The sequence below is a fragment of the Nonomuraea recticatena genome (assembly GCF_039533245.1).
In the GTDB taxonomy this organism is placed as follows: domain Bacteria; phylum Actinomycetota; class Actinomycetes; order Streptosporangiales; family Streptosporangiaceae; genus Nonomuraea; species Nonomuraea roseola.
Genome location: NZ_BAAATE010000005.1, coordinates 114,023 through 134,594, shown reverse-complemented (window position 1 = coordinate 134,594; position 20,572 = coordinate 114,023). Strand labels below are relative to the sequence as shown.

The following is a 20,572-nucleotide window of genomic DNA, read 5'->3' as shown; positions in this document are numbered from 1 at the left end:
GCTGGACCGTCGTGTCAGTCGCCTGCCAGGTGGACGTCCCAGGTGTGCCTGCTGACAGTGAAGCTGTCCACCACCCTCGCGCCTCCACCTCTGACCTCCACCGACCTCGCCACGAACCTCCGCGGCTCGTCGAACGTCAGCAGCGTCATCCGGGACCCGGAGTCCCAGCGCAGCATGCGAGGCTCCTCCGCCGGAGGGACCTTCACCCGGACGGGCGGCCGCGACTCCATCGCGTTGGACGTGGCGTAGAACCGCACCAGCACCCGCGACCCCTCACGAGCCGCCCCCGCCACGGTGGCGCCGTCCGAGGTCAGCGCCCCCCATCCCACGACCGTGACGCCTCCGGACGGCACCGCGCCCCCGGGACGGTAGACGGCGCTCTCCTCCTGGTCGAGGACCACCCGCAGCAGCCGTCCGTCGGGGCTGAACCCCTGGACGCTCGCATACGCCGGAAGCGTCCACGCCTTCCCCGTCGCCACCTCGATCACCAGGACGCCCCGCGTCGAGCTGCGCGTGGGGTCGAGCACGAGATAGCGGCCCTCGGGGCCGACGCGCAGCTCCACGTCCGACATGCGCAGCCCGGACGGCAGGCGGCCTGCCGTACCGGGGACGCGGGTGAGCCCGCCCGAGCCGACGTTCCGCACCACCAGGCGGCGGTCGGCGGCCGCGAAGTAGGCGACGTGCCGGCCGTAGGGGTCGACGGCGACGGGGGCGCGCTGGACCTCTTCACGGCCCCTGGCGTCGAGCGAGCGGATCTGGGCGTCCTTCAGCTGCACGGTCCCGCCGCCGCGCAGCCACAGCCGCCACGGCCCGCAGATGTGCCGCTTGCCGTTCGCGCCGGGGCATGAGGTCAGCCCCGCGTAGCGGACAGGCGCGGGGGACGGGGCGCCGCCGGGCAGGGCGGCGCCGAGCAGGAGAGAGCCGGCGGCCAGCAGGGGGGCGAGCATGGCTGTCACCTTAGCTAGGAGACCAGGCCGGGGACGGTGGTTCTCGGCGCGTCCTGCGTGACGAACAGCTTCCTGGCCTGTCCGGTCCGCACGTTGACCGCGTAGACCGTGGCGGCGTTGCCGTCGCGTGCTGATGTGGGGACCGCGAGCAGCGTGACCTCGTCGGCGCTCAGCCAGGCGCCCAGCCTGGCGGGGTTCAGCCCGGAGGGCACACCGGACAGCTTGACCCTGGGCCGGTCGCCTCCCGCGAGCGCGTCCGTGAGGATGATCGTCCTGTCCTGCTGTATCTGGGGTCGTCTGCCGGGGTCGTGGGTCTGCCCCAGCCTGGCGATCGTCTTGCCGTCGGGGGCGAGCGGGCTGAAGTCGTAGGTGAAGTCGGGCAGGGTGATCTGGTCGTGGCCGAGGACCCGCAGGCTCGTATGGTCGTCGAAGGGCCTGATCAGCACGGTCGCGCCCGTGTCGCTGACGCTGACGGGGAACCAGGCCCTGTCGAGCTCCTTCACCGACCCCCTGACGAGATCGACGAGCACGTTGCGTCCTCGGCCCGCTCCCCAGCCCGCGACGATCATGCGCATCCCGCTGGGCGACAGCCGGAGCGCGTACTCCGCGTCGAACGTCCTGGTGGGAAGCTGCAGGGGCGCTCCCCAGATCTGCCCGCTGGCCAGGTCGCGCACCACGATGGTGCGCAGTTTCCTGTCGAAGTAGGCGATCCGCCGCCCGTCGGCGGTGATGCTCAGCGGGCCGTCGCCCTGGATGACCTCGCCCGCGTCGTAGGACTGTCCTTCACGCGTGCGCAGATGCCAGCGCCCCTGCTGCTGGTAGGCCTCCAGGAGCGCGCCCACCCCGTTGCGCGGCAGCGGGCGCGCCTCCTGGGTGATCACGTCGGACGGCAGCGGGCTCACCTGCGGGGTGACCACCGTGGCCCGCTCCGGCGCCCCCACCGCGACGGCGACGCCTCCAGTCACGACGGCCACCGCGGCGGCCATGCTGACGGTGAGCCGTACGGCACGCCGTCGCCGCGCACCTGCCAGTGCCCGTGAGGCCAGATCCACCGAAGGCGCTTCGAGCGCCAGTTCGTGCAGGTCGTCACGTAGAGCGTTCATCGGTACGCCTCCTGGGGGGCGAGCGCGCGCAGCTTGGACAGCGCGTAGTGCGTCTGGCTCTTCACCGTGCCGACCGAGCACCCCATGAGCTGCGCGGTCTCCTGCTCCGAGCGGTCTTCGTAGAATCGCAGGACGATCACGGCGCGCTGTTTGGGGGACAGCTTCGCGAGCGACTGCCGGAGGGCCAGACGGCGCAGCGTGGCGTCGTCGTGCGCCTCGCCCCGATCGGGCACCTCGAGCCCCGCGATCTCGGAGAACGAGCGCCGCCGCCGCCACGACAGGTGCTGGTTCACCAGCGCCTTGCGGGTGTAGGCCTCGGGGTTGCCGGTCCCCGCGAGCCTGCTCCAGTGGGAGGCGACCCTGGTCAGGACCGTCTGCACAAGGTCCTCGGCGAGATGGGAGTCCCCGGTGAGCAGATAGGCGGTGCGCATCAGCGACTGCTGCCGCGCATCGACGAACTCCCGGAACCCTTCGTAGCGGTCCATGCCCTCTAACAACTCCGCTCAGGGCTCCGGGGTTGGAAACGTGGCCTACTTCCCTGCCGAAGTCGCGCGATCAGGTCGCAGGGGGTGCCGAGCTGCCGAGCTCGAGCGGGGCGGTCAGGAGTGGGTCGTCACGGGGTCGGTCTCCGACGCGCTCAGTCCCGGCAGCCCGTCGATGCTCTCCCTGTTGTTCTTGGCGCGGTAGGCGCGCTTCTGCCGCACGTCCTTGCGCTCAGCCCACTGGTCGAGCAGCCCTCTGTCCTCCTCGAAAGCCATGAAAGGTACGGCATAGCCGCACGAGTCGGAGATGCGGTCGCAGTCGACCACGATGATCGACCGCACGCCGGGATGCGGGCCGAAGCGCGTGAGCAGTTCGGCGAAGTCGGGGTCGTTCTGGGTGACGACGCGGCCGGTGCCGTACAGGCGGACGATGGTGGGAGGGCCGTGGAACGCGCAGAACATCACCGTGATGCGGCCGTTCTCCCGCAGGTGGGCGATGGTCTCGACACCGCTGCCGTCGAGGTCGAGGTAGGCGACGGTGTGGTCGTCGAGGATGGCGAAGGTGTCGGCGTAGCCCTTGGGTGAGACGTTCACATGCCCGCCGGATTCGGGAGCGGTGGCCACGAAATAGACCGGTTGCGCGGAAATGAACTCGCGCAGCCGGCCTGTGAGCTTTTCGTAGATTTTCCCCATGAGTCACGATAACTGCGATCGGACGTGACGGGGAGACGCGTCTCGCGCCCGCAAGGGTGCGGAACAATCAGGCCATGGTCGTTCAGAACGGATTACGCCTGCGCCTGACCCAGGCCGAGCGCCGCCTGTGGCGGGCCTTCCACTCGGGCACGCTGGTCCAGCTCGGGGACAATCCGATCGGCGTCGGCCGTACGCCAGGGCAGAACGCGCCCGCCGACGGCGCCACGTGGGGGCCCGAGCGCACCGTCAGGGCGCAGGTGATCGTGGCGCTCCTGCTGGGCGCGCGCGAGCCTGGCGTGGGCGCGGTCCCCGCGGTACGGCTGCGCGGGGCCAGGATCACCGGACGCCTCGAGCTGCGCGGCGGCACCGTGGACTACGAGCTGGCGCTGAGCGGCTGCTACCTCGACGAGGCGCCCGACTTCAGCGGAAGCGTGACGCGGACCATGCGCTTCACCGACTGCCGGCTGCCGGGCTTCAACGGCGGCGGCATGCGGGTCTCCGGCCACCTCAGCCTGTCGGGGGCGCACGTCACCGGCACGGTACGGCTGCCGCGCGCCTCCTTCGAGAGCGGCCTGTGGATGGGCGGCACCAAGATCGACGGAGGGGTCCACACCGGCGCCCTCACCGTCGACGCGGGCTTCTACCTGGAGAACGCGGAGATCTCCTCCGGGCTCAGGCTGGTTGGCGCGCGGCTGACCGGCGGGCTCTTCATGGACGGCGCCACGCTGCGCAATCCGGGTGGCGACGCGTTCACCGGCGACAGCATGGTCGTCGAGGACGTCATGAAATGCGGCAAGGGCTTCACCGCGCTGGGCTGCGTGCGCCTGCGCGGGGCCCGCCTCACCAGCTTGTCGATCACCGGGGCCCTGCGCAGCCCCGACACCCCCTACGCGCTGCACGCGAGCCACATGGAGGCGCGCGAGGTCTATCTGAAGTACACCGAACCGGTCGAGGGCGTCGTCACGCTGGCCCATTCGCGCATCGGCACCATGCGTGACGACCCGGAGAGCTGGCCCGAGCAGCTGAGGCTCAACGGGCTCATCTACGAGACGCTGCGCGGCGGCTCCATCGAGCGCAGGATCGGGTGGGTGGCGCGCGATCCCTACGGCTTCCTGCCCCAGCCGTACGAGCAGCTGGCCGCCTGGTACCTGCGCGACGGCAACGACCTGCTCGCCCGCCGTACCCTGCTCGCCAAGCAGCGCGCCCGCCGCCGTACCTTCAACCCCCTGGGACGGCTGTGGGGCCGCCTGCTCGATGTGACCGTCGGATACGGTTACCGGCCGTGGCTGGCGGGGGTGTGGTTCGCGCTGCTGCTGGCTGTGGGGACCGTCACGTTCGGACTCGTGCCGCCCAGAGCGATCAAGCCGGACGAGAGCCCGGGCTTCGACCCCTTCGCCTACACCTTCGACCTGCTCCTGCCCTTTCCCGCCTTCGGCCAGCGCGACCTGTTCGACCCGGCGGGGTGGACGCAGGGTCTGGCCTACGGGCTGATCATCGCGGGCTGGATCCTGGCCACGGCGCTGATCGCGGGCGCTACGAGGGTGCTGCGGCCCTCCTGATCAGGGCGGGCAGGATCGGCGGGTGGTAGACCTCGCCGCTGGCCTCCAGCTCGTCCGCGCCCCACCAGCGGTGGCCGAGCGTGGTGGCCAGCTCGATCTCCTCCATGTGGTCGAAGCGCACCTCGGCCGCGTCGACCCGGACGGGGAAGTACGTCTGGTCCTGCACGTAGGCGCGATCGGCGAAGGAGAACTCGACCGTGTGGGTCTCCAGCGGACGGCCGAACCTCTCCGGCGCCGCCGTGATGCCGACCTCCTCGAACAGTTCGCGCGCGGCGGCCTGCTCGAGGCTCTCCTCCTTCTCCGCTGCGCCCCCGATCGTGAACCAGTAGGGCGAGTCGGGATGGGCCGGGTCGAAGCCGTACAGCAGCAGGACCCGGCCACGGGCGTCGACGGGCAGAACGCGGGCCGTGAACCGGCGAAGGGGGATCTCTGTCACGATCAGGAGAGTTGCACAACCGCCCGCGCCTTGGACAGCACGCGGGCGTCACCCGACTTCGCGGTCAGCCCGACGACCACCTTCTTGTCCTCGAGCTTCTCCTCGATGACCCCGCTCACCGTGATGGTCGCCCCCTGGTCGTCGTCGGGGACGATCACCATCGAGGAGAACCGCACGCCGTAGTCGATGACCGCCGCGGGATCGCCGACCCAGTCGGTGACGAACCTGCCGCCCTGGGCCATGGTGAACATGCCGTGCGCGATCACGTCGGGCAGCCCGACGGTCTTGGCGAACCGCTCGTTCCAGTGGATCTGGTTGAAGTCGCCTGACGCGCCCGCGTACATCACCAGGTTCAGCCGGCGCACCTGGTAGTCGGTGGCGGGCAGTTCCTGGCCGACCTCGACCTCGTCGTACTTCACCGTGGCAGCCATGCTCAGCCCGCCCCTCCGCGCTCGACGATCGTGTTGTAGGTGGTGCACACCGGCTCGCCCGCCACGGTCGTGACGTCGCTCCTGATCGTCATGAGCTCGTTACGGCCGGCGCTGCGGATCTCGGTGATGGTGGAGGAGGTGACCAGCTCGTCGCCAGGGTAGATGGGGCGGACGTACTCGAACCGCTGCTCGCCGTGGACCACCATGGCGTAGTTCAGGCCGAGCTCGGGGTCGGCCAGCGCCTCGCCGCCGCTCTGCAGGCTGAACACGATGGGGAAGGTCGGCGGGGCGACCACGTCGGGATGCCCGGCGGCCTGTGCGGCCTGCCTGTCGCGGTAGATCGGGTTGTTGTCACCGATAGCCGCGGCGAACTCCTTGATCTTCACCCGGCTGACCTCGTACGAGGTGGTGGACTTGTAGGTCCGTCCCACGAAATCACGGTTCAAGGCCATCAGTGCCCTGCTCCTTAGCTGCGTTCTGGGGCTGTTGAGCCGACGGTAACAGAACAACATTCGGGCTGTCGCGGCCTGGAGACGACAAACGGCGCCCTCGAGTGAGGACGCCGTTTGTTCGGTTATGCGTCAGGAGTGCCGGGCTAGGCTACCCGGGACCACCTCAGCCGCCGCAGCGCGGACCTTAGCGGGTCTCGCGGTGCGCCTGGTGGGTGCGGCAGTTGGGGCAGTACTTCTTCAGCTCAAGCCGATCCGGGTCGTTGCGCCGGTTCTTCCGCGTGATGTAGTTGCGGTGCTTGCACTCCTGGCAGGCCAGCGTGATCTTCGGCCTAACGTCGGTGGCAGCCACGTGGGAGTGCCTTTCTACGTTTGGGACTGGGACACACCCGTACCCGAGCGATGACTCGGGTTTGGGTAGTAGCGGAGGCCGGACTTGAACCGGCGACACAACGATTATGAGCCGTTTGCTCTGCCTGACTGAGCTACTCCGCCTTATGCCGGTCGAAACTCCCGGCCAATGAAGGATACCCGACCCGCGGACTAGTCACGAACACGCCAGAACTTCGCCCGATCGAGTGAGGTGCCCCCCAGTATGCCTCAGGAACCATCCTGACCTGAAATCCATACAAGAAACGCCCGACCCCGAGACCGGAGCGGGCGTTGGCTGTGGAGCCCCCAAACGGAATCGAACCGTTGACCTTCTCCTTACCATGGAGACGCTCTGCCGACTGAGCTATAGGGGCCTGTCCGCTTCGCGTCTGCGCTGCGGACAGGTGTAACCATACACGGCACTCAGCGATGATGCGAACTCGTCCGAGCCATGAAGTCGACCACCTCGCACAGCTCCGCGAGATCGACGTGCATCGCCACCGCCTCCACCGAGAAGCAGTCGGCCACGATCCATCCGTGCCTGCGAATGCGAAGGACCTGCTGCCCCGCGCGCACCGCCGGGACGATCTCGAGACCCTCCGGCCCAACCCACCGCCTGTCCATAGCGGCACAGAGTAGACCTCAGGTCTCTCATTTTCCGTTGGTTGACACGCGTTACAGCCATACCAACTGGGTTTCACGCCGAGGCAAAGCCAACGTAGCGGGCCTCCGCCCCGCAGGCCGGACGACACGCTGCTGCTCCGCCGTCCTCACAGGCGGTAGTAACCCCTGAGGTGCTTGCGCCCCGCGATGTCGTCCACGCGGACGACCGCGCCCGTCTCGGGGGCGTTCATCATCTTGCCGTCGCCGAGGTAGATGCCGACGTGGTGGGTTCTGCGCTTGCCGAAGAAGACCAGGTCGCCGGGGCGGGGGTCGGTGACCTTGCGCATCCTGCGCAGGTGGTCGTCGGTGTTGCCGGGGCCGAGCACGTCGTAGCCGTGGGCGCGCGCGTAGACCAGCCGGGTCAGCCCCGAGCAGTCGAGGCCGCGCGTCCGCCTGGCAGGGCACGGTTTGATCTTGCCCGTGTACCCCTGGCACGTTCCAGTCGACGGCCCAGGACGCTCCTTGTGCCCGCCGCCCCACGAGTAGGGGATGCCCTGGTACTCGTAGGCCAGGACCACGATCCTGGGCATGGTGAGCTGGCGGAGCGGCATCGACGATGGCACCGCCAGCAGCAGGACTAAGAGGGTCAGCGCGCCTTGAGCGAGACCTTGACGGAGCCGACCGTGACGTTGATCCCGACCGTGCCCCTCGCCTTCGAGGGCTTGGTCGCGATCGTGACTCTGATCGAGTGTCCGGGGTTGACCTTGGGAATGACGCATCGCACCGCCGTACCGCTGAACGAGCAGCCGGGACCCGCCTTGACCACCTTCTGGCCGCCGAACGTGCGTCCGGCGAGCCTGACGTCGGTGACCGCGTGAGGGCCGGTGTTCTTCAGCGTGATCGTGTAGAGCTTCCTGCTCTTGGCCGCGCCCAAGACCGTCACTTCCGCAGGGGGATTGGCCAGGCTCTTGAGCTGGGACTCGGTTCCGTTGAAGGAGTCCTGGCCGCCGACGATGGGGCCCTTGTCAGCCGACTGCCAGAACGTGTGCTTCTTCCATCCTGAAGGCAGTTCGCCCGGTTCGGCGCCCCAGCGGGCAAGCCAGAGCGGATTCTTCCCGAACTTGGTCGAATCGCCCGTGCACGTCTTCCACCAACTCGTCGTGGTGTAGATGATCGCGCGACGCTTGGTGCGCTGGTGGTAACGGGTGGTGAAGTCGCGGATCCAGGTGACCATGTCCTCGGGGGACAGGTCGTAGCAGGTGTTCTTGCCGTTCTTGTCCTTGTACGGGTTGTCCTCGACGTCCAGCACGCCGGGCAGCGTCTGGCCGTCGGAGATCCACGCGCCGCCGTTGTCGACGAAGTAGTCGGCCTGGGCGGCGCCGTCCGTCTCGTGCGGCTGGGCGAAGTGGTAGGCACTCCTGATGAGACCCGCGGCGGCGGCTCCGCCGTACTGGGCGTCAAAACGCGCGTTGCGGTAGTCGACGCCCTCGGTGGCCTGCACGAAGGCGAACCTGCCTCCGGCGTCGCGGACCTTGGCCCAGTCGATGTCGCCCGTCCAGTTGCTCACGTCCACCCCTGCCACGCCGTCCGCCGCCTGGGCGCTCGCGGGAATCATCAGACCGGCCACAGCGATCATGGCCACCAGGGACAGGCGTCTCACGGGTGTCCTTCCGGGGGGTGACAAGTGGGGATGATCCTCCCGGAGTACGGCAGAAGCCCGCAAGTGCCTTGATCGGAACAGCAGGCCAGGACCTGGCAGGATGATCGCATGGACGCACCGCTCGTCGTTCCCGAGCTCCAGGCAGGCCCGAAACACCGGCTCCGCCCCTGGACGCTGGACGACCTCGACGCGGTGAGGGAGGCGTCGACGGACGCGTACATCCCGCTGATCACCAGCGTGCCGTCGGACTACACCGAGGCCGAGGGCGCCGCGTTCGTCCGCCGGCAGTGGGAGAGGGCGGCGGAGGGGATCGGCTACTCCTTCGCGATCGAGGATCTCGCCGCCGGACGCGCGGTCGGGCAGATCGGCCTGTGGCCGGGCGTCCACGGGCGGGCCTCGGTGGGGTACTGGGTGGCGCCGTCGGGCCGCGGGCAGGGCGCCGCGGCGGCCGCGCTGCTGGCGTTGTCGTCGTGGGGGCTGACAGAGTTGCGGATCCCGCGCGTGGAACTGCACGTCGAGCCGTGGAACACCGCCTCGTCACGGACGGCGGAGCGCGCCGGCTTCACGCTGGAAGGCCTGCTGCGGAGCTGGCAGGAGGTGGGTGGTGAACGACGCGACATGTACGTCTACTCCCGACTCGCCTGAAACCCTGCCGCACCAGTTCAGGGTGTCGGTAGGAGGCTGACGACGATCTTGCCGGCGGTGTGGCCGCCGTCGATCTGGCGGATGGCTTCGAGCGCCTCGTCGAACGGGTAGACGTGCTGGATGACCGGCGTGACGGCTCCCGATTCGACGAGGTCGTTCAGGGCGAGCAGGTCGGCCCTGTCCTCCTTCGCGGCGAACGGGCGCAGCCGCTGCCGCACGAACGGGCTGATCAGGAGCGAGACGGCGATGCGCCTGGCCGGCCCCAGCCACCGGCCGCCGCCTCCCGAGGACAGCACCAGGGTTCCCGTGGGGCTCAGCGTCCGGCGCAGCGCCGAGACGGGGTGGTTGCCGATGAGGTCGAAGATGACGTCGTACCGCAGGCCCGCCCTGGTGAAGTCCTCCTTGGTGTAGTCGATGACGTGGTCGGCGCCGATCGAGCCGACCAGGTCGGCGTTTCTCCCGCCGCAGACCGCGGTGACGTGGGCGCCCAGTGACGCGGCGATCTGGACGGCGAAGGTGCCGACGCCGCTCGAGGCGCCGTTGATCAGCACGCGCTGCCCCGGCCGGACCTGTCCCCGATCGCGAAGGCCCTGCAGGGCGGCGGTCGCGGCCACCGGGATCGCGGCGGCCTGCTCGAACGTCAGGGTGGCGGGCATCGGGGCGACGAGCCGCTCGGCGGCCCGGACGTAGGCGGCGAGCGCGCCGGGGCACTCGGCGTACACCGCGTCGCCCACCCGCACGCCTGTCACCTTCTCGCCGACCGCCTCGACCAGCCCGGCCACGGCCCTGCCGAGGACGTGGTTCGTCCTGGGCCGGCGCAGGCCGCCCGCCATGGGGCGGATGGCGTACGGCTCGCCGCGCAGCAGGAAGCCGTCGGCGGCGTTCAGCCCCGCCGCGTGCACCTTGATGAGCACCTCGTCGGCGGCGGGGACCGGCTTGTCGATCTCCCGGAGGTCGAGCGCGTCGGGTGAGCCGTACGCGTGATGGACGACGGCCTTCATCGGCTCGCGTGTGGTTGTGGCAGTAACAGGCATGCCGGGCCGCTTTCCTCGTAGGCTTACGGTGTAAGCCGGGCTTACCACGTAAGCTAGACAGCCATGGCCGACATGTCAACACGCCGAGGTGACCGGATGGCCGCACGTGAACCGCTGAGCACCGAGCGGGTACTGCGCGCAGCCCTCGAACTCGCCGACTCCGGCGGCACCGACGCGCTGACCATGCGTGGGCTCGGCCAGGAGCTCGGCGTCGAGGCGATGTCGCTGTACAAACATGTGGCGAACAAGGACGCGATCCTGGACGGGATCGTCGACCTCGTCGTCGGCGAGATCGCCCTGCCGTCCCCTGGGGACGACTGGAAGCAGGCCATGCGCCGGCGGGGGATCTCGGCGCACGAGGTGCTGCTACGGCACCCCTGGGCGTGCCGGCTGCTCATGTCGCGTCCGAACGTCGGGCCGGCGATGCTGCGCTACGTCGACTCCACCGTCGGCACCCTGCGACAGGCGGGCTTCTCGATCGAACTGGCCGACCACGCGTGGAACGCCATGGACAGCCACGTCTACGGGTTCACGCTGCAGAAGCTGACCTTCCCTTTCGAGCCGCAGCAGTATCCCGAGAAGGCGGGCACCTACCTGCCGCAACTGCCCCCCGGCCGGTACCCGTACCTCACCGAGATGGCCCTGTACGTCATGGAGGGTCACTACGACGGCGTGCACGCCTTCACGTTCGGCCTCGACCTCATCCTCGACAGCCTCGAACGCCTCCTGGCCGCGCAGTGCGGCTGAGGGAGCCGCTCAGCAGGCGGTGCGGGTGGGCAGGCCCAGCAGTTCAGGTTGCTCGCGGGCCAGGCCCAGGCTCCGGAACAGGTGACAGGCGGCCTCGCGCACCAGAGGCTCCCTGACCCGCGCCACGAAGGTCTCGGGGGTGGGCCCGCACAGCTTGCGCAGCTCCGCCGAGCGGGAGAGCAGGCGGGCGATCAGCCGCGGTTGGGCTTCGAGCCGCATGGCCTCGCCCGTCCTGTCTGTGAGGCACCCGTGCCTGCCCACGTACACCCAGCAGGTGGGAAGTGCCACACCGGACGCCGGCGTGACCGGGTGCCGCTCGGTGGGCAGGAGGCGCCGGTAGTAGTTGGGCTCCGTCACGTCCAGCGCCACCAGCTGGGCCTGGTCCACCCACAGCACGAACAACCGCGACGGACCGGGAACGGCGATGGGCGCGGCGGGCACGTAGCCATGGCGGTTGATGTGGGCGGACACCCCGGCCGCGATGCCCTGCACCGTCGCCTGCGTCAGGGGGACGACCGGCCGCAGGGCGCTCTCGAAGAACTTGCGGTAGAGCTGGCTCGGGGCCGCGTTGGAGCCGACCGCCAGGACGGCGTGACGCGCCGACATGGGCGCCGCGCCGAGCGCCTCGAGATGGTCGCCGAGCCGTACGGCCTGGCCTCCGACGTGGGCCTGCCATTCCTCGACGGGCGCGCCCGCGACGTCCGCCACCGGGACGAAGCTGTCGTCCTGGAGGAGGCCCGAAGTGCGGGGGAGACGGCCGGGGTAGGTCAGCGGCGCGGCCATCGGGTCGTCGACGAAGAGATCGGTGAGCGTGGCGGGGCGGGGGAGCGCCTCGGACATGAGTCATCCAGTTCGGGGGTTCTCGTCTTGGCTGTGGTGCCCATCAGCGTCGTGCCTACGCCGCTTCCGTCCGCCCGGCGGTCGTCATCCCCGGAGGTGAGACGTTGACCCCGGAGCTCAGGGAGCGGATCACCACCGCTCGCCAACCGGGTCCAGCCGATCCTGCGCTACGACCTCGGCGACAGCGTCCTGGTCCGACCCGACCCCGCGGGCTGATCGTCATTCGCGAGCCGTACCAGCCACCACCCCGTTCCGCCTGCAGGCGGCACACCGAATTGCCTACGAAGGACGCCGACCCTCCGTGAGTGGTGGTTCGGAGTAGTCCAGCGAGAGTTTGGTGCTCAGGTCGCGTAGGCATTCTTCGAAGACCGGCTCCAGGTCGGTGTAGGCGAAGTCGAGCTGGTGCAGAACCTCCATGCACAGCAGGCCGTACAGCCTGATCCAGCAGGTCAGGAAGACGTGGGCAGCCTCGGGCGGCAGCCGTCCTTCGATGGTGGCCGAGTAGGCGGTCAGTTGTTCGCGCAACGACGCGGGCAGCCCGGCCAGGTCGGGCACCGGGAACGGCTGCGCCTGCCACAGCTCGACGGTCAGGTCCAGCAGGACCTGCTCGAATCGCAGCGCGGCCTGGTGGCGGACCGAGTCCTGCCGCCTGTTGGGCGGGGCTATCGGGCTGGCGAAGATCCAGCCGAACTCGGCCGGGTGGGCGATAGCCCAGGCGCGCATGGCGCGGCAGACGGACAGGAGCCGGTCGCCGATCGGCGCGTCGGCGTGAGCGTCGCGCGCCTGCTCCATCTTCTCGGCCAGCTCGCGAAAGAAGCCCGCGGTCACCGCGCCGACCAGCTCGTCGTGGCTGGCGTAGTAGTGGTACAGGGCCGGACCGCTCATGCCCATCTCCCGGGCCACCGCGTTGATCGTCACCGCGGCGGACCCCTGCGCGACCAGCAGCCTGCGCACGGTCACATGGATCTCCTCCACGGTGGCCTGCCGCAGCCTGTCCCGCCGGCTCGTGGTGTGCGCTGACATGGCTCCCCTTCGCTCGCTGTGACGCCGTTGACATCCTAGGGCATCTATGTTTCCTTAATGACTCTAAGCAGATTTAGAGCCATTAGGAGCCGCTGTGGAACCTCGAAGGTGGATCCTCCTCGCGTCACTCACGCTCGCGACGGCCGTGTGGTGGCGGCTGTCCAGGTCCGCGCACGTACGGCGGGGCCTGCGCGAGCCGTACGGCACGCGAGAGAAGTCCTGACATGCCGCGCACGCGCAACCCGCTGATCGCCGTCTTCGGCAAGTACGCGATGAACGCGACCATCACGCACGTCGAGCCGGTCACACCTGCGATGCAGCGGATCCGGCTCCAGACCGACCGGCCCATCACCTTCGCCTACACGCCCGGCCAGCACATCAGGATCCAGCTCAAGGATCCGCTGTCGGTCTCGGGGATCCTGCGGCCGGCCGAGACACTGCGCACCTACACGATCTGGGACTTCGACCCCCGCGAGCAGGCACTCGAACTGCGGGTGCACCTCTACGAGGGCGACGGCATCGGGCTGAGATGGACGCGCCAGGCCAGGCCGGGCGACGCGGTGACCTTCTGGTGGCCCGAAGGCGACTTCTTCACCCGCGAGGCGGCCTTCCACGTGTTCATCGGCGAGGAGAGCGCCAGCGCCGCCTTCGGCCCCATGATCCGGGCGCTGGGAGAGGCGGCGAGCGTCCACGGTGTCCTGGAGAGCGACACCCCCGAGCGCGACCTGCCCATGCCAGGGCCCCACCGGCTGCGCCGGGTGCACCGCCACGGCGCCTCGGCCGCCGCCTCCCCGCTGCTGCTCGCCGCGGTGGCCGAACTCGACCTGCCGGGGAACACAGGGGCCGCCTATGTGGCCGGAGAAGCCAGGACCTGTCAGATGGTGCGGGACTTCCTGGTCAGGGAGCGCAACTGGCCGCGGACCTCGGTCAAGGTCAAGCCGTTCTGGACGCCGGACAAACGGGGCCTGCACTGAGACAGGCATCCACGATGACCACAGATGGAGACCGAACAGTGAAAGCGATCATTGTCGGTGGCGGGATCGGCGGGCTGACCGCGGCCGCCGCTCTGCACCAGCGCGGCTGGGAGATCGAGGTCCTCGAACGCGCCCCCGAGTTCACCGAGGTCGGCGCCGGGCTGGCGGTGCAACCCAACGGGCTCCGCGCACTGGACACGCTCGGCCTGGGCGACCTCCTGCGCTCGAAGGGGCCGGCCGACCCGCCTGCCGGGATCCGGCGCAGGAACGGGCACTGGCTGATCCGCAACGACCTCGACTACCTGAAACGCCGCTTCGGCCAGTGGGCGACCGTGCACCGGGCCGACCTGATCGACCTGCTGCGTACCGCGGTGCCCTCAGCGGCGCTGCGGCCGGGCACCGAGGTGCATCAGGTACGGCCCGACGGCACGGTCATCCACAGCGGCGGTGCCTCCACCGCGGATCTCGTGGTCGGCGCCGACGGCGTGCACAGCATCACCCGGCGATCACTGTGGCCGCACGCACGCGGACCCCGCTACGTCGGCTACACCACCTGGCGACTCCTCACCCCGCCACAGCCCGTCGAGGCAAGCACCGAAACCTGGGGCGCAGGAGAACGGTTCGGACACATGCCCATGCCCGACGGCCGCGTCTACTGCTACATCATGGCCAACGCCCCACAAGGCTCCCAAGGCGGCCTGGACGACCTGCGCGAACGCTTCGCCCGCTGGCACGATCCGATACCCGCCCTGCTGCACGCCGCCCGCGAGGACCACGTGATCCAGCGCGACACCTACGAGATGCCTGACCTGAGCACCTACGTCGCGGGCAAGGTCGCGCTCCTCGGTGACGCCGCCCATGCCATGACCCCCAATCTGGGGCAAGGGGCTTGCCAGGCGATCGAAGACGCGGTCACGCTGGCCGCCGCGGTGGACGGCGGGGATGTGCGCGCCGGGCTGGAGGCCTACGACCGCGCCCGCAGGCCACGGACGCAGATGATCGTCCGCCTTTCCCGCCAGGTCGGCTCCGCCGCGCATTGGACCTCCTCCGCGCTGACCGCCGTACGGGACGCCGCCCTCCCCCTCCTGCCCAGATCGGTCTTCGAGCGGTCGCTGGCTCCCTCGTACGACTGGACGCCCTAGTACAGCGGGCTCACTCCGACCCTTTTGCTCTTATGACGGAAAGGTCGCTTCACCGTGCTTCTCCCGCGCATCCTCATCGCCGCCGTCGGGCTGATCACGATGGCCGGCGCCGTGCTCGCGGACCTGGTGATCCCCGATCTGGCGGCACAGCACGCCTTCAACCAGGCCTGGCCACCACACGCGAAGTTCCACGACGCCCAGTACATGGTGATGACAGTGCTGCTCGGCCTCATCGGCCTCGTGCTCGTCACAAGACGGGACGGCAACGTCCACTCGCGGCTGCTCTGCGCCGCCGCGATCCTCGCCACCCCATGGCTCGGCATGCTCGGAGCGCTCCTGTTCCCCGGCACCGCCACCTACGACCCGGAGTTCTCGGAGAAGACCGTCTTCGTGCTCGGCATGCACGGGCAGGTCTTCATGGCGCTCGTCCTGCTGTTGACCTTGCTCAGCGCAGCGGCCGCACCCCTCCGCCACCTCAGGAGCACGACGGCTCGATAGTGAGCTCGGGCAGGGGGTGTCAGACGTCAGCTCGCGAACCGCCCGCTCAGAAGTGCTTGATCGGGTCTGGGGGCGAGGGGACATCCTGAGCCAGGATCAGGTCCAGCTCCTCCTCGGTGAGAAGGTGGACGTCGCGCAGGGTCCGTGCCGACCCGTGCCAGCACTCGCGGGCTTCGGCGTGCCGTCCCAGGTCGTTCAGGGTGTCGCCGAGCCCCCACAGGGAAACGGCCTCCAGTGCCCGGTGGCCGGCTCTGCGCTGGAGCTCCGCGGCCCTCCGATAGAGGGACTCGGCTTCCGCGAGCCGGCCCGCGCGCCGGTAGGCGTCGGCCAGCGTGTCGCACGTCGCGCCCTCGTGATGGGGATTGTCGAAGTCCGACCAGATCTCCAGGCTCTTCCGGCCGGCGTCGATCGCGTCGTCCAGGCGGCCCATCTTGATCAGCACCGACGCACGGCCGTTGAGCACGGTCGCCTCGTAATCGCGCAGGCCGCTCTCCCGGACTGCCGCTATCGCCCTGTTCTGGGTGGCCAGTGCTTCGTCGAAGCGCCCCAGCCTGCCGTACGTCGTGCCGAGGTTGTGCAGCGGGCCCGCGGCTCGGGAGGGCAGACCCGCCCGTTCCCAGCAGAGGACGGCCTGTTCGAGGTGGGTGACCGCAGGCTCGAAGCGGCCCTGATTCTTGTGGATGCAGCCCAGGTAGTTGTGCCCGCGAGCCTGGCCCGCCCAGTCGCCCGCACGGGCAGCGATTTCCAGCGCGTGAAGCTGGATCTCGACCAGATCGTCGAGCCAGCCTCGATGGCTGAACGGCCCGTTGACGCAGGCGGCCAGGCCGGTGGCGGTTTCGAGATCGTCGGCCTGCCGGACCGCGGCGATGAGGTTGTCGCGTTCGGTGTCGATCCAGGCGATGGCTTCCTGAGCGGTGTTCAGGTGCAGCCCAGGCTGGTCGGCTCGGAGGCCGGCCACGTTGACCAAGGAGGGATTGAGCAGGAGACCGGCCGTTCTGGCGGTGGCGAGATAGTGATGCAGCGCCCGGTGCGTGGCGGCGCGGCGCTCGCCTTCGGGAATGTCTCGGGCAGCCTGCTCTCGTGCGTACAGCCGGACCAGGTCGTGCATACGGTAGCGGCCGGGACCGGCCGGCTCCAGCAGACGGGCCTCCATCAGGTGGTCGAGCGCCGCCTCCACGGCGTGCGCGGGCCGGCCAGTGAGGGCCGCGGCCGCCTCCGGGGTATGCGTGGGTGTGTCCAGCAGGCCGAGGACGGCGAACATCCAGGCCGCGTTCTGGCCCGCCGGCTCCTCGCGCAGGTGGTGCAGGCTGACGTTCATGCTGACTCGCACGGCCAGGTCGGCATGTTCGAGCGTGTCGAGGCGGCGCGTGGCGTCGGCGAGCCGGTCGGCGAGGTAGGACGGCGTCCAGTCCGGGCGGGCGGCCAGGCGCGCCGCGGCGATGCGCAGGGCCAGGGGCAGGCCGCCGCACAGCCGGACGATCCGCGCAGCCGCCTCCGGTTCGGCGCACACCCGGGCGGGACCGGCGATCCGAGCCAGCAGCGTGGTGGAATCGGCCGGATCGAGCTCGGCCAGGCTTAGGTGGTTCACGCCGTCGAGCGAGGTCAGCGCCTGCCGGCTGGTGATGATCACCGCGCATCCCGCCCCGGCGGGCAGAAGTGGGCGGACCTGGGAAGCATCCCGGGCGTTGTCGAGGATGATCAGCAGGCTGCGCGTGGCGGTGAGCGAGCGGTAGCGCGCCGCCGCCTCTTCCATCGCGGCGGGTACGGCGGAGCTGTCCAGTCCCAGTGAGCGCAGCAGTCGGCCCAGCGCGTCCAGCGGCGACAGCGGCTCCATCCCGGCGGTGGCGCCGCGCATGTCGACGTGGAGGACCCCGTCGGTGAAGCGGCCGGCCAAGGCGTGCGCGGCGTGCACGGCCAGCGCCGATTTGCCGATCCCGCCCGGCCCATCGATCGCCGCGATGGCCGGCGCACCCGGCGAGATCTCCGTCAGCGTCTTGCCGAGCCAGGTCAACTCGAGGTCACGTGCGGTGAAGGCCCCTGCGGCGGCGGGCAGCTCGGCCGGAGCGGGAGCCACGACCGGCGCAGCCTGCTGGGGAGGCGTGGAGAGGTCGAGGACCGGGTCTCCGGCCAGCACCGCCTGCTGCAGGCGCCGCAGCGTGGCGCCCGGCTCGATGCCGAGCTCCTCGACCATGACGCGGCGGGTGTCCCGGTAGACCGCCAGGGCGTCGGACGACCGCGAAGCCCGATACAGCGCGAGCATCAGCTGCGCCCTCGGGCGCTCCCGCAGCGGGTGCGCCTCGATGTGCGCGGCCAGCTCGGGAACCACAGCGTGGTGGTCGCCCAGGGCCAGCCGCAGGTCGGCGTAGTCCTCGAAGGCGGACAGCCGCTCCTCCTCCAGGCGCGCGGCCTCGATTCGCGCCCACTCTCCCTGCATCCCGGCCAGGGCGTCGCCCCGCCACAGGCCCAGGGAGTGGCGGAACAGCGCGTGCGCAGCGGCGGTCTCGCCACGTGCCCGTGCCGCGCGGGCGTCGCGGACCAGCCGGGCGAACCGGTGCGCGTCGACGTGCTCAGTCGGCAGGTCCAGGCGGTAGCCGCCGGGCACGGTCACGATGACCTCGGCGGCCAGGTACGCCGCGACGGTCGCGCGGAGCTTCGACACCACGATGTGCAGTTGCTTGGCCGCCGTCGCCACGTGGCTGTCGCCCCACACATCGGCCAGCAGCTGCTCGGCCGTGACCGGCTGGCCGACGCTCAGCGACAGCCGGGCCAGCAGGCTGATCCGCCGACTGCCGGCCAACGGCAGCGGTGTACCGTCCGCGGAGACCTCCCACGGGCCCAAGACCCTGATGTCCAGTCCCATGAGCGCACCCCCTCCGTCTGTCACGTACAGGGCTGTTCGGTTCTGCGGCACTGATCTTAGAGCGCTCGGTCACGGCCAGCATGGCGCGTCTCACTACGTGCATCGGCTGCGGATGGCCGGGGGAGGCTCGGAAAGCCCAGGTCAGCCAGGGTGGACAGGTTCGCGGCGGCTGCGGCGTCCTTCAGCGCCGCCATCATCGACTACTGGCACGGGCAGGCCAAGTTCGTAGACGTCTGGAACGGCGAAGGCGGTAACAGGTTCGGCCCCGCCACTACGATCGGCGGTCGCTGGGCGGTCTTCAGCCGTCCGATCGCCGGCGACTTCAACGGCGACGGGATCGGTGACCTGGCGGCGGTCAACAAGGCCGGCAACGAGCTGCACGTCTGGAACGGCCGGGGCTCGAACAACTTCACGCCCGCGATCAAGCTTGGGCCCGGCTGGGAGCCGTACGCGAGCACCTTGATGTCGCTGGGAGACGTCAACGAGGACGGTCACACCGACATCGGCGCCGTGCACGCCGAGACCGGGATGCTGTATCTCTGGAACGGCAAGGGGGCAACAAGTTCGGCCCGGCCACCGCCATCAGCTCCGGCTGGACATCCTACTTCTGAGGGCCTCCAGGATGAGGACCACACCGCGATCCCATCCGCCACTGGAGGGCCATGACGAGGCGCTTCGCCGTGCCCGTGAAGCTGTGATGCCGGACGTATGCCGCTCGCTACCTGCACGTCCCCTCTCCCCACTGGACACCAGGATCGTAGGCACGAGGGGCGAGGATGCTTACCCGGCTTCGACACCCCGTTGATCGACTTTGAGACAGGCTCCAGCCGCATGATCGAGCATCGGCTACCAAGGGCCCTGGAGAGCCTCCGGGGCCCTTCGGCGTTCCATCCCGCACGTGTCCCGCAGGGCCCTTTGAGCGCAGGGGAAACACGCCCGAAATCAGCCCGCATTTATCCCGCGACCACTGACATGAGGCTGCATGGCCTGGAAAAGCAAAAGAGCCCCCGAAGGGGCTCTTAGCTGGGAAAAATCCCTGTGGCAGGTCCAGGGTTCGAACCTGGGTAGGCTAAGCCGACGGATTTACAGTCCGCTCCCATTGGCCACTCGGGCAACCTGCCGTGTCATCCGCTCGCGGCGACAGACAGAAGAATAGCGGACTTTCGAGCCGCACGTGACATCGGTTTGTCCCATGCCCGATCCCCACCTCGGACCCCCTTGGTCGCTAAGGTCGGAGGGGACGAAGAGAGGACACTCACACCGATGGCCGACAGCAGCTTTGACATCGTCAGCAAGATCGACCGCCAGGAGGTCGACAACGCGCTGAACCAGACGGTCAAGGAGATCGGACACCGCTTCGACTTCAAGGGCACTGGGGCAGCGATCAGCTGGTCCGGGCAGAACAACATCGAGATCAAGGCCAACAGCGAGGAGCGCGCCAACGCCGCCCTCGACGTCTTCAAGGAGAAGGTGGTCAAGCGCGGCCTCTCGTTGAAGATCCTTGACGCCGACGAGCCGAGGCTGTCCGGCAAGGAGTACCGCATGCTGGTCGCCCTCAAGGAGGGCATCGACCAGGAGCACGCGAAGAAGATCTCCAAGATCATCCGGGATGAGGGCCCCAAGGGGGTCAAGGCGCAGATCCAGGGCGAGGAGCTCAGGGTCAGCTCCAAGAAGAAGGACGAACTGCAGGACGTCATCACCCTGCTCAAGGGCAAGGACCTGGACATCGCCTTGCAGTTCACGAACTACCGCTGACCCACGCCCTGACCTCGCCGGTATCGCCGGGAGGAGCCTGGAGGGCACATCCGGGGCACACGGCCGAGCGCGCTGTCCACGAGGGCACGCGTCTTCTCGTGTGCCTCGGGCCACTCCCCGACGTACGTGTTGAGCGTGACCATCGGGGAGGAGTGACGAGGGCGAGCTGAACGGTCTTCACCGAGGCGCCCTTGTGGATCAGCAGCGTGGCGAAGTAGCGCCGCAGGCAGTGCAGGCCGATACGCGGCGGGATGCCCGCCGTGCGGGCCGCCGGTGGCCAGATATGCGACGGGTTGCAGCAGCGGTCAATGGTGCACCA

24 protein-coding genes and 3 tRNA genes are annotated in these 20,572 nt (G+C 69.4%); 9 read left to right on the top strand and 18 right to left on the bottom strand.

Translation table 11 applies throughout. From position 1 onward, the window contains the following. Positions 1–14: 14 nt before the first annotated feature. From ABFX50_RS12155 to ABFX50_RS12140, 4 genes are all read right to left on the bottom strand, one after another. Complete coding sequence (locus ABFX50_RS12155) at positions 15–947, bottom strand: hypothetical protein (protein WP_346145920.1); 933 nt, start codon at positions 945–947, stop codon at positions 15–17. A 14-nt stretch (positions 948–961) separates the two neighbouring features. Next, positions 962–2,050: a TolB-like translocation protein gene (locus ABFX50_RS12150; RefSeq protein WP_346145918.1), complete on the bottom strand. Its 1,089-nt coding sequence runs from the start codon at positions 2,048–2,050 to the stop codon at positions 962–964. Next, positions 2,047–2,535, bottom strand: coding sequence for a SigE family RNA polymerase sigma factor (locus ABFX50_RS12145; RefSeq protein WP_346145916.1), 489 nt, complete (start codon positions 2,533–2,535; stop codon positions 2,047–2,049). The genes ABFX50_RS12150 and ABFX50_RS12145 overlap by 4 nt, the downstream gene beginning before the upstream one ends. 114 nt (positions 2,536–2,649) lie before the next feature. After that, positions 2,650–3,225 (bottom strand): pyridoxamine 5'-phosphate oxidase family protein, encoded by a 576-nt coding sequence (locus ABFX50_RS12140; protein WP_346145914.1) that lies wholly within the window; start codon positions 3,223–3,225, stop codon positions 2,650–2,652. Between the two features lie 74 nt (positions 3,226–3,299). Here ABFX50_RS12140 and ABFX50_RS12135 point away from each other — a divergent pair, with 74 nt between their 5' ends. After that, positions 3,300–4,784: a hypothetical protein gene (locus ABFX50_RS12135; RefSeq protein ID WP_183651792.1), complete on the top strand. Its 1,485-nt coding sequence runs from the start codon at positions 3,300–3,302 to the stop codon at positions 4,782–4,784. On the opposite strand, the gene ABFX50_RS12130 is transcribed toward ABFX50_RS12135, so the two are convergent. The 9 genes from ABFX50_RS12130 to ABFX50_RS12090 form a co-directional block, all read right to left on the bottom strand. Further along, positions 4,759–5,220, bottom strand: a complete 462-nt coding sequence (locus ABFX50_RS12130) for an NUDIX hydrolase (protein WP_346145913.1) — start codon at positions 5,218–5,220, stop codon at positions 4,759–4,761. The two genes, ABFX50_RS12135 and ABFX50_RS12130, sit on opposite strands and share 26 nt — an antisense overlap. A 2-nt stretch (positions 5,221–5,222) precedes the next feature. Next, on the bottom strand, positions 5,223–5,651 hold the full coding sequence (locus tag ABFX50_RS12125; RefSeq protein WP_346145911.1) for a MaoC family dehydratase: 429 nt from the start codon (positions 5,649–5,651) through the stop codon (positions 5,223–5,225). 2 nt (positions 5,652–5,653) lie between these two features. Next, positions 5,654–6,103, bottom strand: a complete 450-nt coding sequence (locus tag ABFX50_RS12120; RefSeq protein WP_183651786.1) for a MaoC family dehydratase N-terminal domain-containing protein — start codon at positions 6,101–6,103, stop codon at positions 5,654–5,656. A 184-nt stretch (positions 6,104–6,287) separates the two neighbouring features. Continuing rightward, positions 6,288–6,452 carry a 50S ribosomal protein L33 gene (gene rpmG, locus ABFX50_RS12115; protein ID WP_181616146.1) on the bottom strand — a complete coding sequence of 55 codons (165 nt, stop codon included), beginning with the start codon at positions 6,450–6,452 and terminating at the stop codon, positions 6,288–6,290. A 69-nt stretch (positions 6,453–6,521) separates the two neighbouring features. Beyond that, positions 6,522–6,595: transfer RNA gene (locus ABFX50_RS12110), tRNA-Met, on the bottom strand. 175 nt (positions 6,596–6,770) lie between these two features. Further along, positions 6,771–6,846: transfer RNA gene (locus ABFX50_RS12105), tRNA-Thr, on the bottom strand. Between the two features lie 49 nt (positions 6,847–6,895). Next, positions 6,896–7,096 (bottom strand): transposase, encoded by a 201-nt coding sequence (locus ABFX50_RS12100; protein ID WP_183651783.1) that lies wholly within the window; start codon positions 7,094–7,096, stop codon positions 6,896–6,898. A gap of 146 nt (positions 7,097–7,242) precedes the next feature. After that, a complete protein-coding gene (locus ABFX50_RS12095) occupies positions 7,243–7,686 on the bottom strand; it encodes a C40 family peptidase (RefSeq protein WP_346145909.1) in 444 nt (147 codons plus the stop codon). A 35-nt stretch (positions 7,687–7,721) separates the two neighbouring features. After that, the gene (locus ABFX50_RS12090; protein WP_346145907.1) at positions 7,722–8,735 is read right to left on the bottom strand and encodes a lysozyme; all 1,014 of its coding nucleotides are present in this window, start codon (positions 8,733–8,735) and stop codon (positions 7,722–7,724) included. A 108-nt stretch (positions 8,736–8,843) separates the two neighbouring features. Between ABFX50_RS12090 and ABFX50_RS12085 the strand changes: the two genes are divergently transcribed. Then, entirely contained in the window at positions 8,844–9,380 is a 537-nt protein-coding gene (locus tag ABFX50_RS12085) for a GNAT family N-acetyltransferase (protein ID WP_346145905.1), read from the top strand. A gap of 17 nt (positions 9,381–9,397) precedes the next feature. Here the strand turns inward: ABFX50_RS12085 and ABFX50_RS12080 are convergent, their stop codons facing one another. Then, entirely contained in the window at positions 9,398–10,381 is a 984-nt protein-coding gene (locus ABFX50_RS12080) for an NAD(P)-dependent alcohol dehydrogenase (RefSeq protein ID WP_346145903.1), read from the bottom strand. Between the two features lie 129 nt (positions 10,382–10,510). On the opposite strand from ABFX50_RS12080, the gene ABFX50_RS12075 reads away from it, so the two are divergent. Continuing rightward, positions 10,511–11,161, top strand: a complete 651-nt coding sequence (locus tag ABFX50_RS12075; protein ID WP_346145901.1) for a TetR/AcrR family transcriptional regulator — start codon at positions 10,511–10,513, stop codon at positions 11,159–11,161. Between the two features lie 9 nt (positions 11,162–11,170). Here ABFX50_RS12075 and ABFX50_RS12070 read toward each other — a convergent pair whose 3' ends face one another. Next, positions 11,171–12,001 carry a hypothetical protein gene (locus tag ABFX50_RS12070; protein ID WP_346145899.1) on the bottom strand — a complete coding sequence of 277 codons (831 nt, stop codon included), beginning with the start codon at positions 11,999–12,001 and terminating at the stop codon, positions 11,171–11,173. 279 nt (positions 12,002–12,280) lie between these two features. Further along, a complete protein-coding gene (locus ABFX50_RS12065) occupies positions 12,281–13,024 on the bottom strand; it encodes a TetR/AcrR family transcriptional regulator (protein WP_346145898.1) in 744 nt (247 codons plus the stop codon). A gap of 94 nt (positions 13,025–13,118) precedes the next feature. Here ABFX50_RS12065 and ABFX50_RS12060 point away from each other — a divergent pair, with 94 nt between their 5' ends. Genes ABFX50_RS12060 through ABFX50_RS12045 form a run of 4 tightly spaced genes read left to right on the top strand, consistent with a single transcriptional unit; the run spans position 13,119 to position 15,638 of the window. Beyond that, positions 13,119–13,247 carry a hypothetical protein gene (locus tag ABFX50_RS12060; protein ID WP_346145896.1) on the top strand — a complete coding sequence of 43 codons (129 nt, stop codon included), beginning with the start codon at positions 13,119–13,121 and terminating at the stop codon, positions 13,245–13,247. A gap of 1 nt (position 13,248) precedes the next feature. Next, complete coding sequence (locus tag ABFX50_RS12055) at positions 13,249–13,998, top strand: siderophore-interacting protein (protein ID WP_346145894.1); 750 nt, start codon at positions 13,249–13,251, stop codon at positions 13,996–13,998. A 38-nt stretch (positions 13,999–14,036) separates the two neighbouring features. Then, positions 14,037–15,140 (top strand): FAD-dependent monooxygenase, encoded by a 1,104-nt coding sequence (locus ABFX50_RS12050; protein WP_346145892.1) that lies wholly within the window; start codon positions 14,037–14,039, stop codon positions 15,138–15,140. Between the two features lie 54 nt (positions 15,141–15,194). Then, positions 15,195–15,638 carry a DUF6640 family protein gene (locus tag ABFX50_RS12045; protein WP_346145890.1) on the top strand — a complete coding sequence of 148 codons (444 nt, stop codon included), beginning with the start codon at positions 15,195–15,197 and terminating at the stop codon, positions 15,636–15,638. A 46-nt stretch (positions 15,639–15,684) separates the two neighbouring features. Here the strand turns inward: ABFX50_RS12045 and ABFX50_RS12040 are convergent, their stop codons facing one another. Beyond that, positions 15,685–18,498, bottom strand: a complete 2,814-nt coding sequence (locus tag ABFX50_RS12040; protein ID WP_346145888.1) for an AfsR/SARP family transcriptional regulator — start codon at positions 18,496–18,498, stop codon at positions 15,685–15,687. A 150-nt stretch (positions 18,499–18,648) separates the two neighbouring features. Between ABFX50_RS12040 and ABFX50_RS12035 the strand changes: the two genes are divergently transcribed. After that, entirely contained in the window at positions 18,649–19,164 is a 516-nt protein-coding gene (locus ABFX50_RS12035) for an FG-GAP repeat domain-containing protein (RefSeq protein ID WP_346145886.1), read from the top strand. 373 nt (positions 19,165–19,537) lie between these two features. Here the strand turns inward: ABFX50_RS12035 and ABFX50_RS12030 are convergent. After that, positions 19,538–19,619 (bottom strand) — tRNA-Tyr (locus ABFX50_RS12030). Positions 19,620–19,761: 142 nt separating this feature from the next. Here ABFX50_RS12030 and ABFX50_RS12025 point away from each other — a divergent pair. Continuing rightward, complete coding sequence (locus ABFX50_RS12025) at positions 19,762–20,253, top strand: YajQ family cyclic di-GMP-binding protein (protein WP_183651742.1); 492 nt, start codon at positions 19,762–19,764, stop codon at positions 20,251–20,253. The last annotated feature ends 319 nt before the right edge of the window (positions 20,254–20,572 follow it).

What these genes read in the sequence shown, in the direction of transcription:
- ABFX50_RS12085 (WP_346145905.1), top strand. Translation starts at nt 8,844, where the DNA reads ATGGACGCACCGCTCGTCGTTCCCGAGCTCCAGGCAGGCCCGAAACAC.
- ABFX50_RS12055 (WP_346145894.1), top strand. Translation starts at nt 13,249, where the DNA reads ATGCCGCGCACGCGCAACCCGCTGATCGCCGTCTTCGGCAAGTACGCG.
- ABFX50_RS12120 (WP_183651786.1), bottom strand. Translation starts at nt 6,103, where the DNA reads ATGGCCTTGAACCGTGATTTCGTGGGACGGACCTACAAGTCCACCACC.
- ABFX50_RS12100 (WP_183651783.1), bottom strand. Translation starts at nt 7,096, where the DNA reads ATGGACAGGCGGTGGGTTGGGCCGGAGGGTCTCGAGATCGTCCCGGCG.
- ABFX50_RS12065 (WP_346145898.1), bottom strand. Translation starts at nt 13,024, where the DNA reads ATGTCAGCGCACACCACGAGCCGGCGGGACAGGCTGCGGCAGGCCACC.
- ABFX50_RS12070 (WP_346145899.1), bottom strand. Translation starts at nt 12,001, where the DNA reads ATGTCCGAGGCGCTCCCCCGCCCCGCCACGCTCACCGATCTCTTCGTC.
- ABFX50_RS12040 (WP_346145888.1), bottom strand. Translation starts at nt 18,498, where the DNA reads ATGGGACTGGACATCAGGGTCTTGGGCCCGTGGGAGGTCTCCGCGGAC.
- ABFX50_RS12145 (WP_346145916.1), bottom strand. Translation starts at nt 2,535, where the DNA reads ATGGACCGCTACGAAGGGTTCCGGGAGTTCGTCGATGCGCGGCAGCAG.
- ABFX50_RS12155 (WP_346145920.1), bottom strand. Translation starts at nt 947, where the DNA reads ATGCTCGCCCCCCTGCTGGCCGCCGGCTCTCTCCTGCTCGGCGCCGCC.
- ABFX50_RS12135 (WP_183651792.1), top strand. Translation starts at nt 3,300, where the DNA reads ATGGTCGTTCAGAACGGATTACGCCTGCGCCTGACCCAGGCCGAGCGC.
- ABFX50_RS12080 (WP_346145903.1), bottom strand. Translation starts at nt 10,381, where the DNA reads ATGAAGGCCGTCGTCCATCACGCGTACGGCTCACCCGACGCGCTCGAC.
- ABFX50_RS12125 (WP_346145911.1), bottom strand. Translation starts at nt 5,651, where the DNA reads ATGGCTGCCACGGTGAAGTACGACGAGGTCGAGGTCGGCCAGGAACTG.
- ABFX50_RS12025 (WP_183651742.1), top strand. Translation starts at nt 19,762, where the DNA reads ATGGCCGACAGCAGCTTTGACATCGTCAGCAAGATCGACCGCCAGGAG.
- ABFX50_RS12095 (WP_346145909.1), bottom strand. Translation starts at nt 7,686, where the DNA reads ATGCCGCTCCGCCAGCTCACCATGCCCAGGATCGTGGTCCTGGCCTAC.
- ABFX50_RS12075 (WP_346145901.1), top strand. Translation starts at nt 10,511, where the DNA reads ATGGCCGCACGTGAACCGCTGAGCACCGAGCGGGTACTGCGCGCAGCC.
- ABFX50_RS12150 (WP_346145918.1), bottom strand. Translation starts at nt 2,050, where the DNA reads ATGAACGCTCTACGTGACGACCTGCACGAACTGGCGCTCGAAGCGCCT.
- ABFX50_RS12140 (WP_346145914.1), bottom strand. Translation starts at nt 3,225, where the DNA reads ATGGGGAAAATCTACGAAAAGCTCACAGGCCGGCTGCGCGAGTTCATT.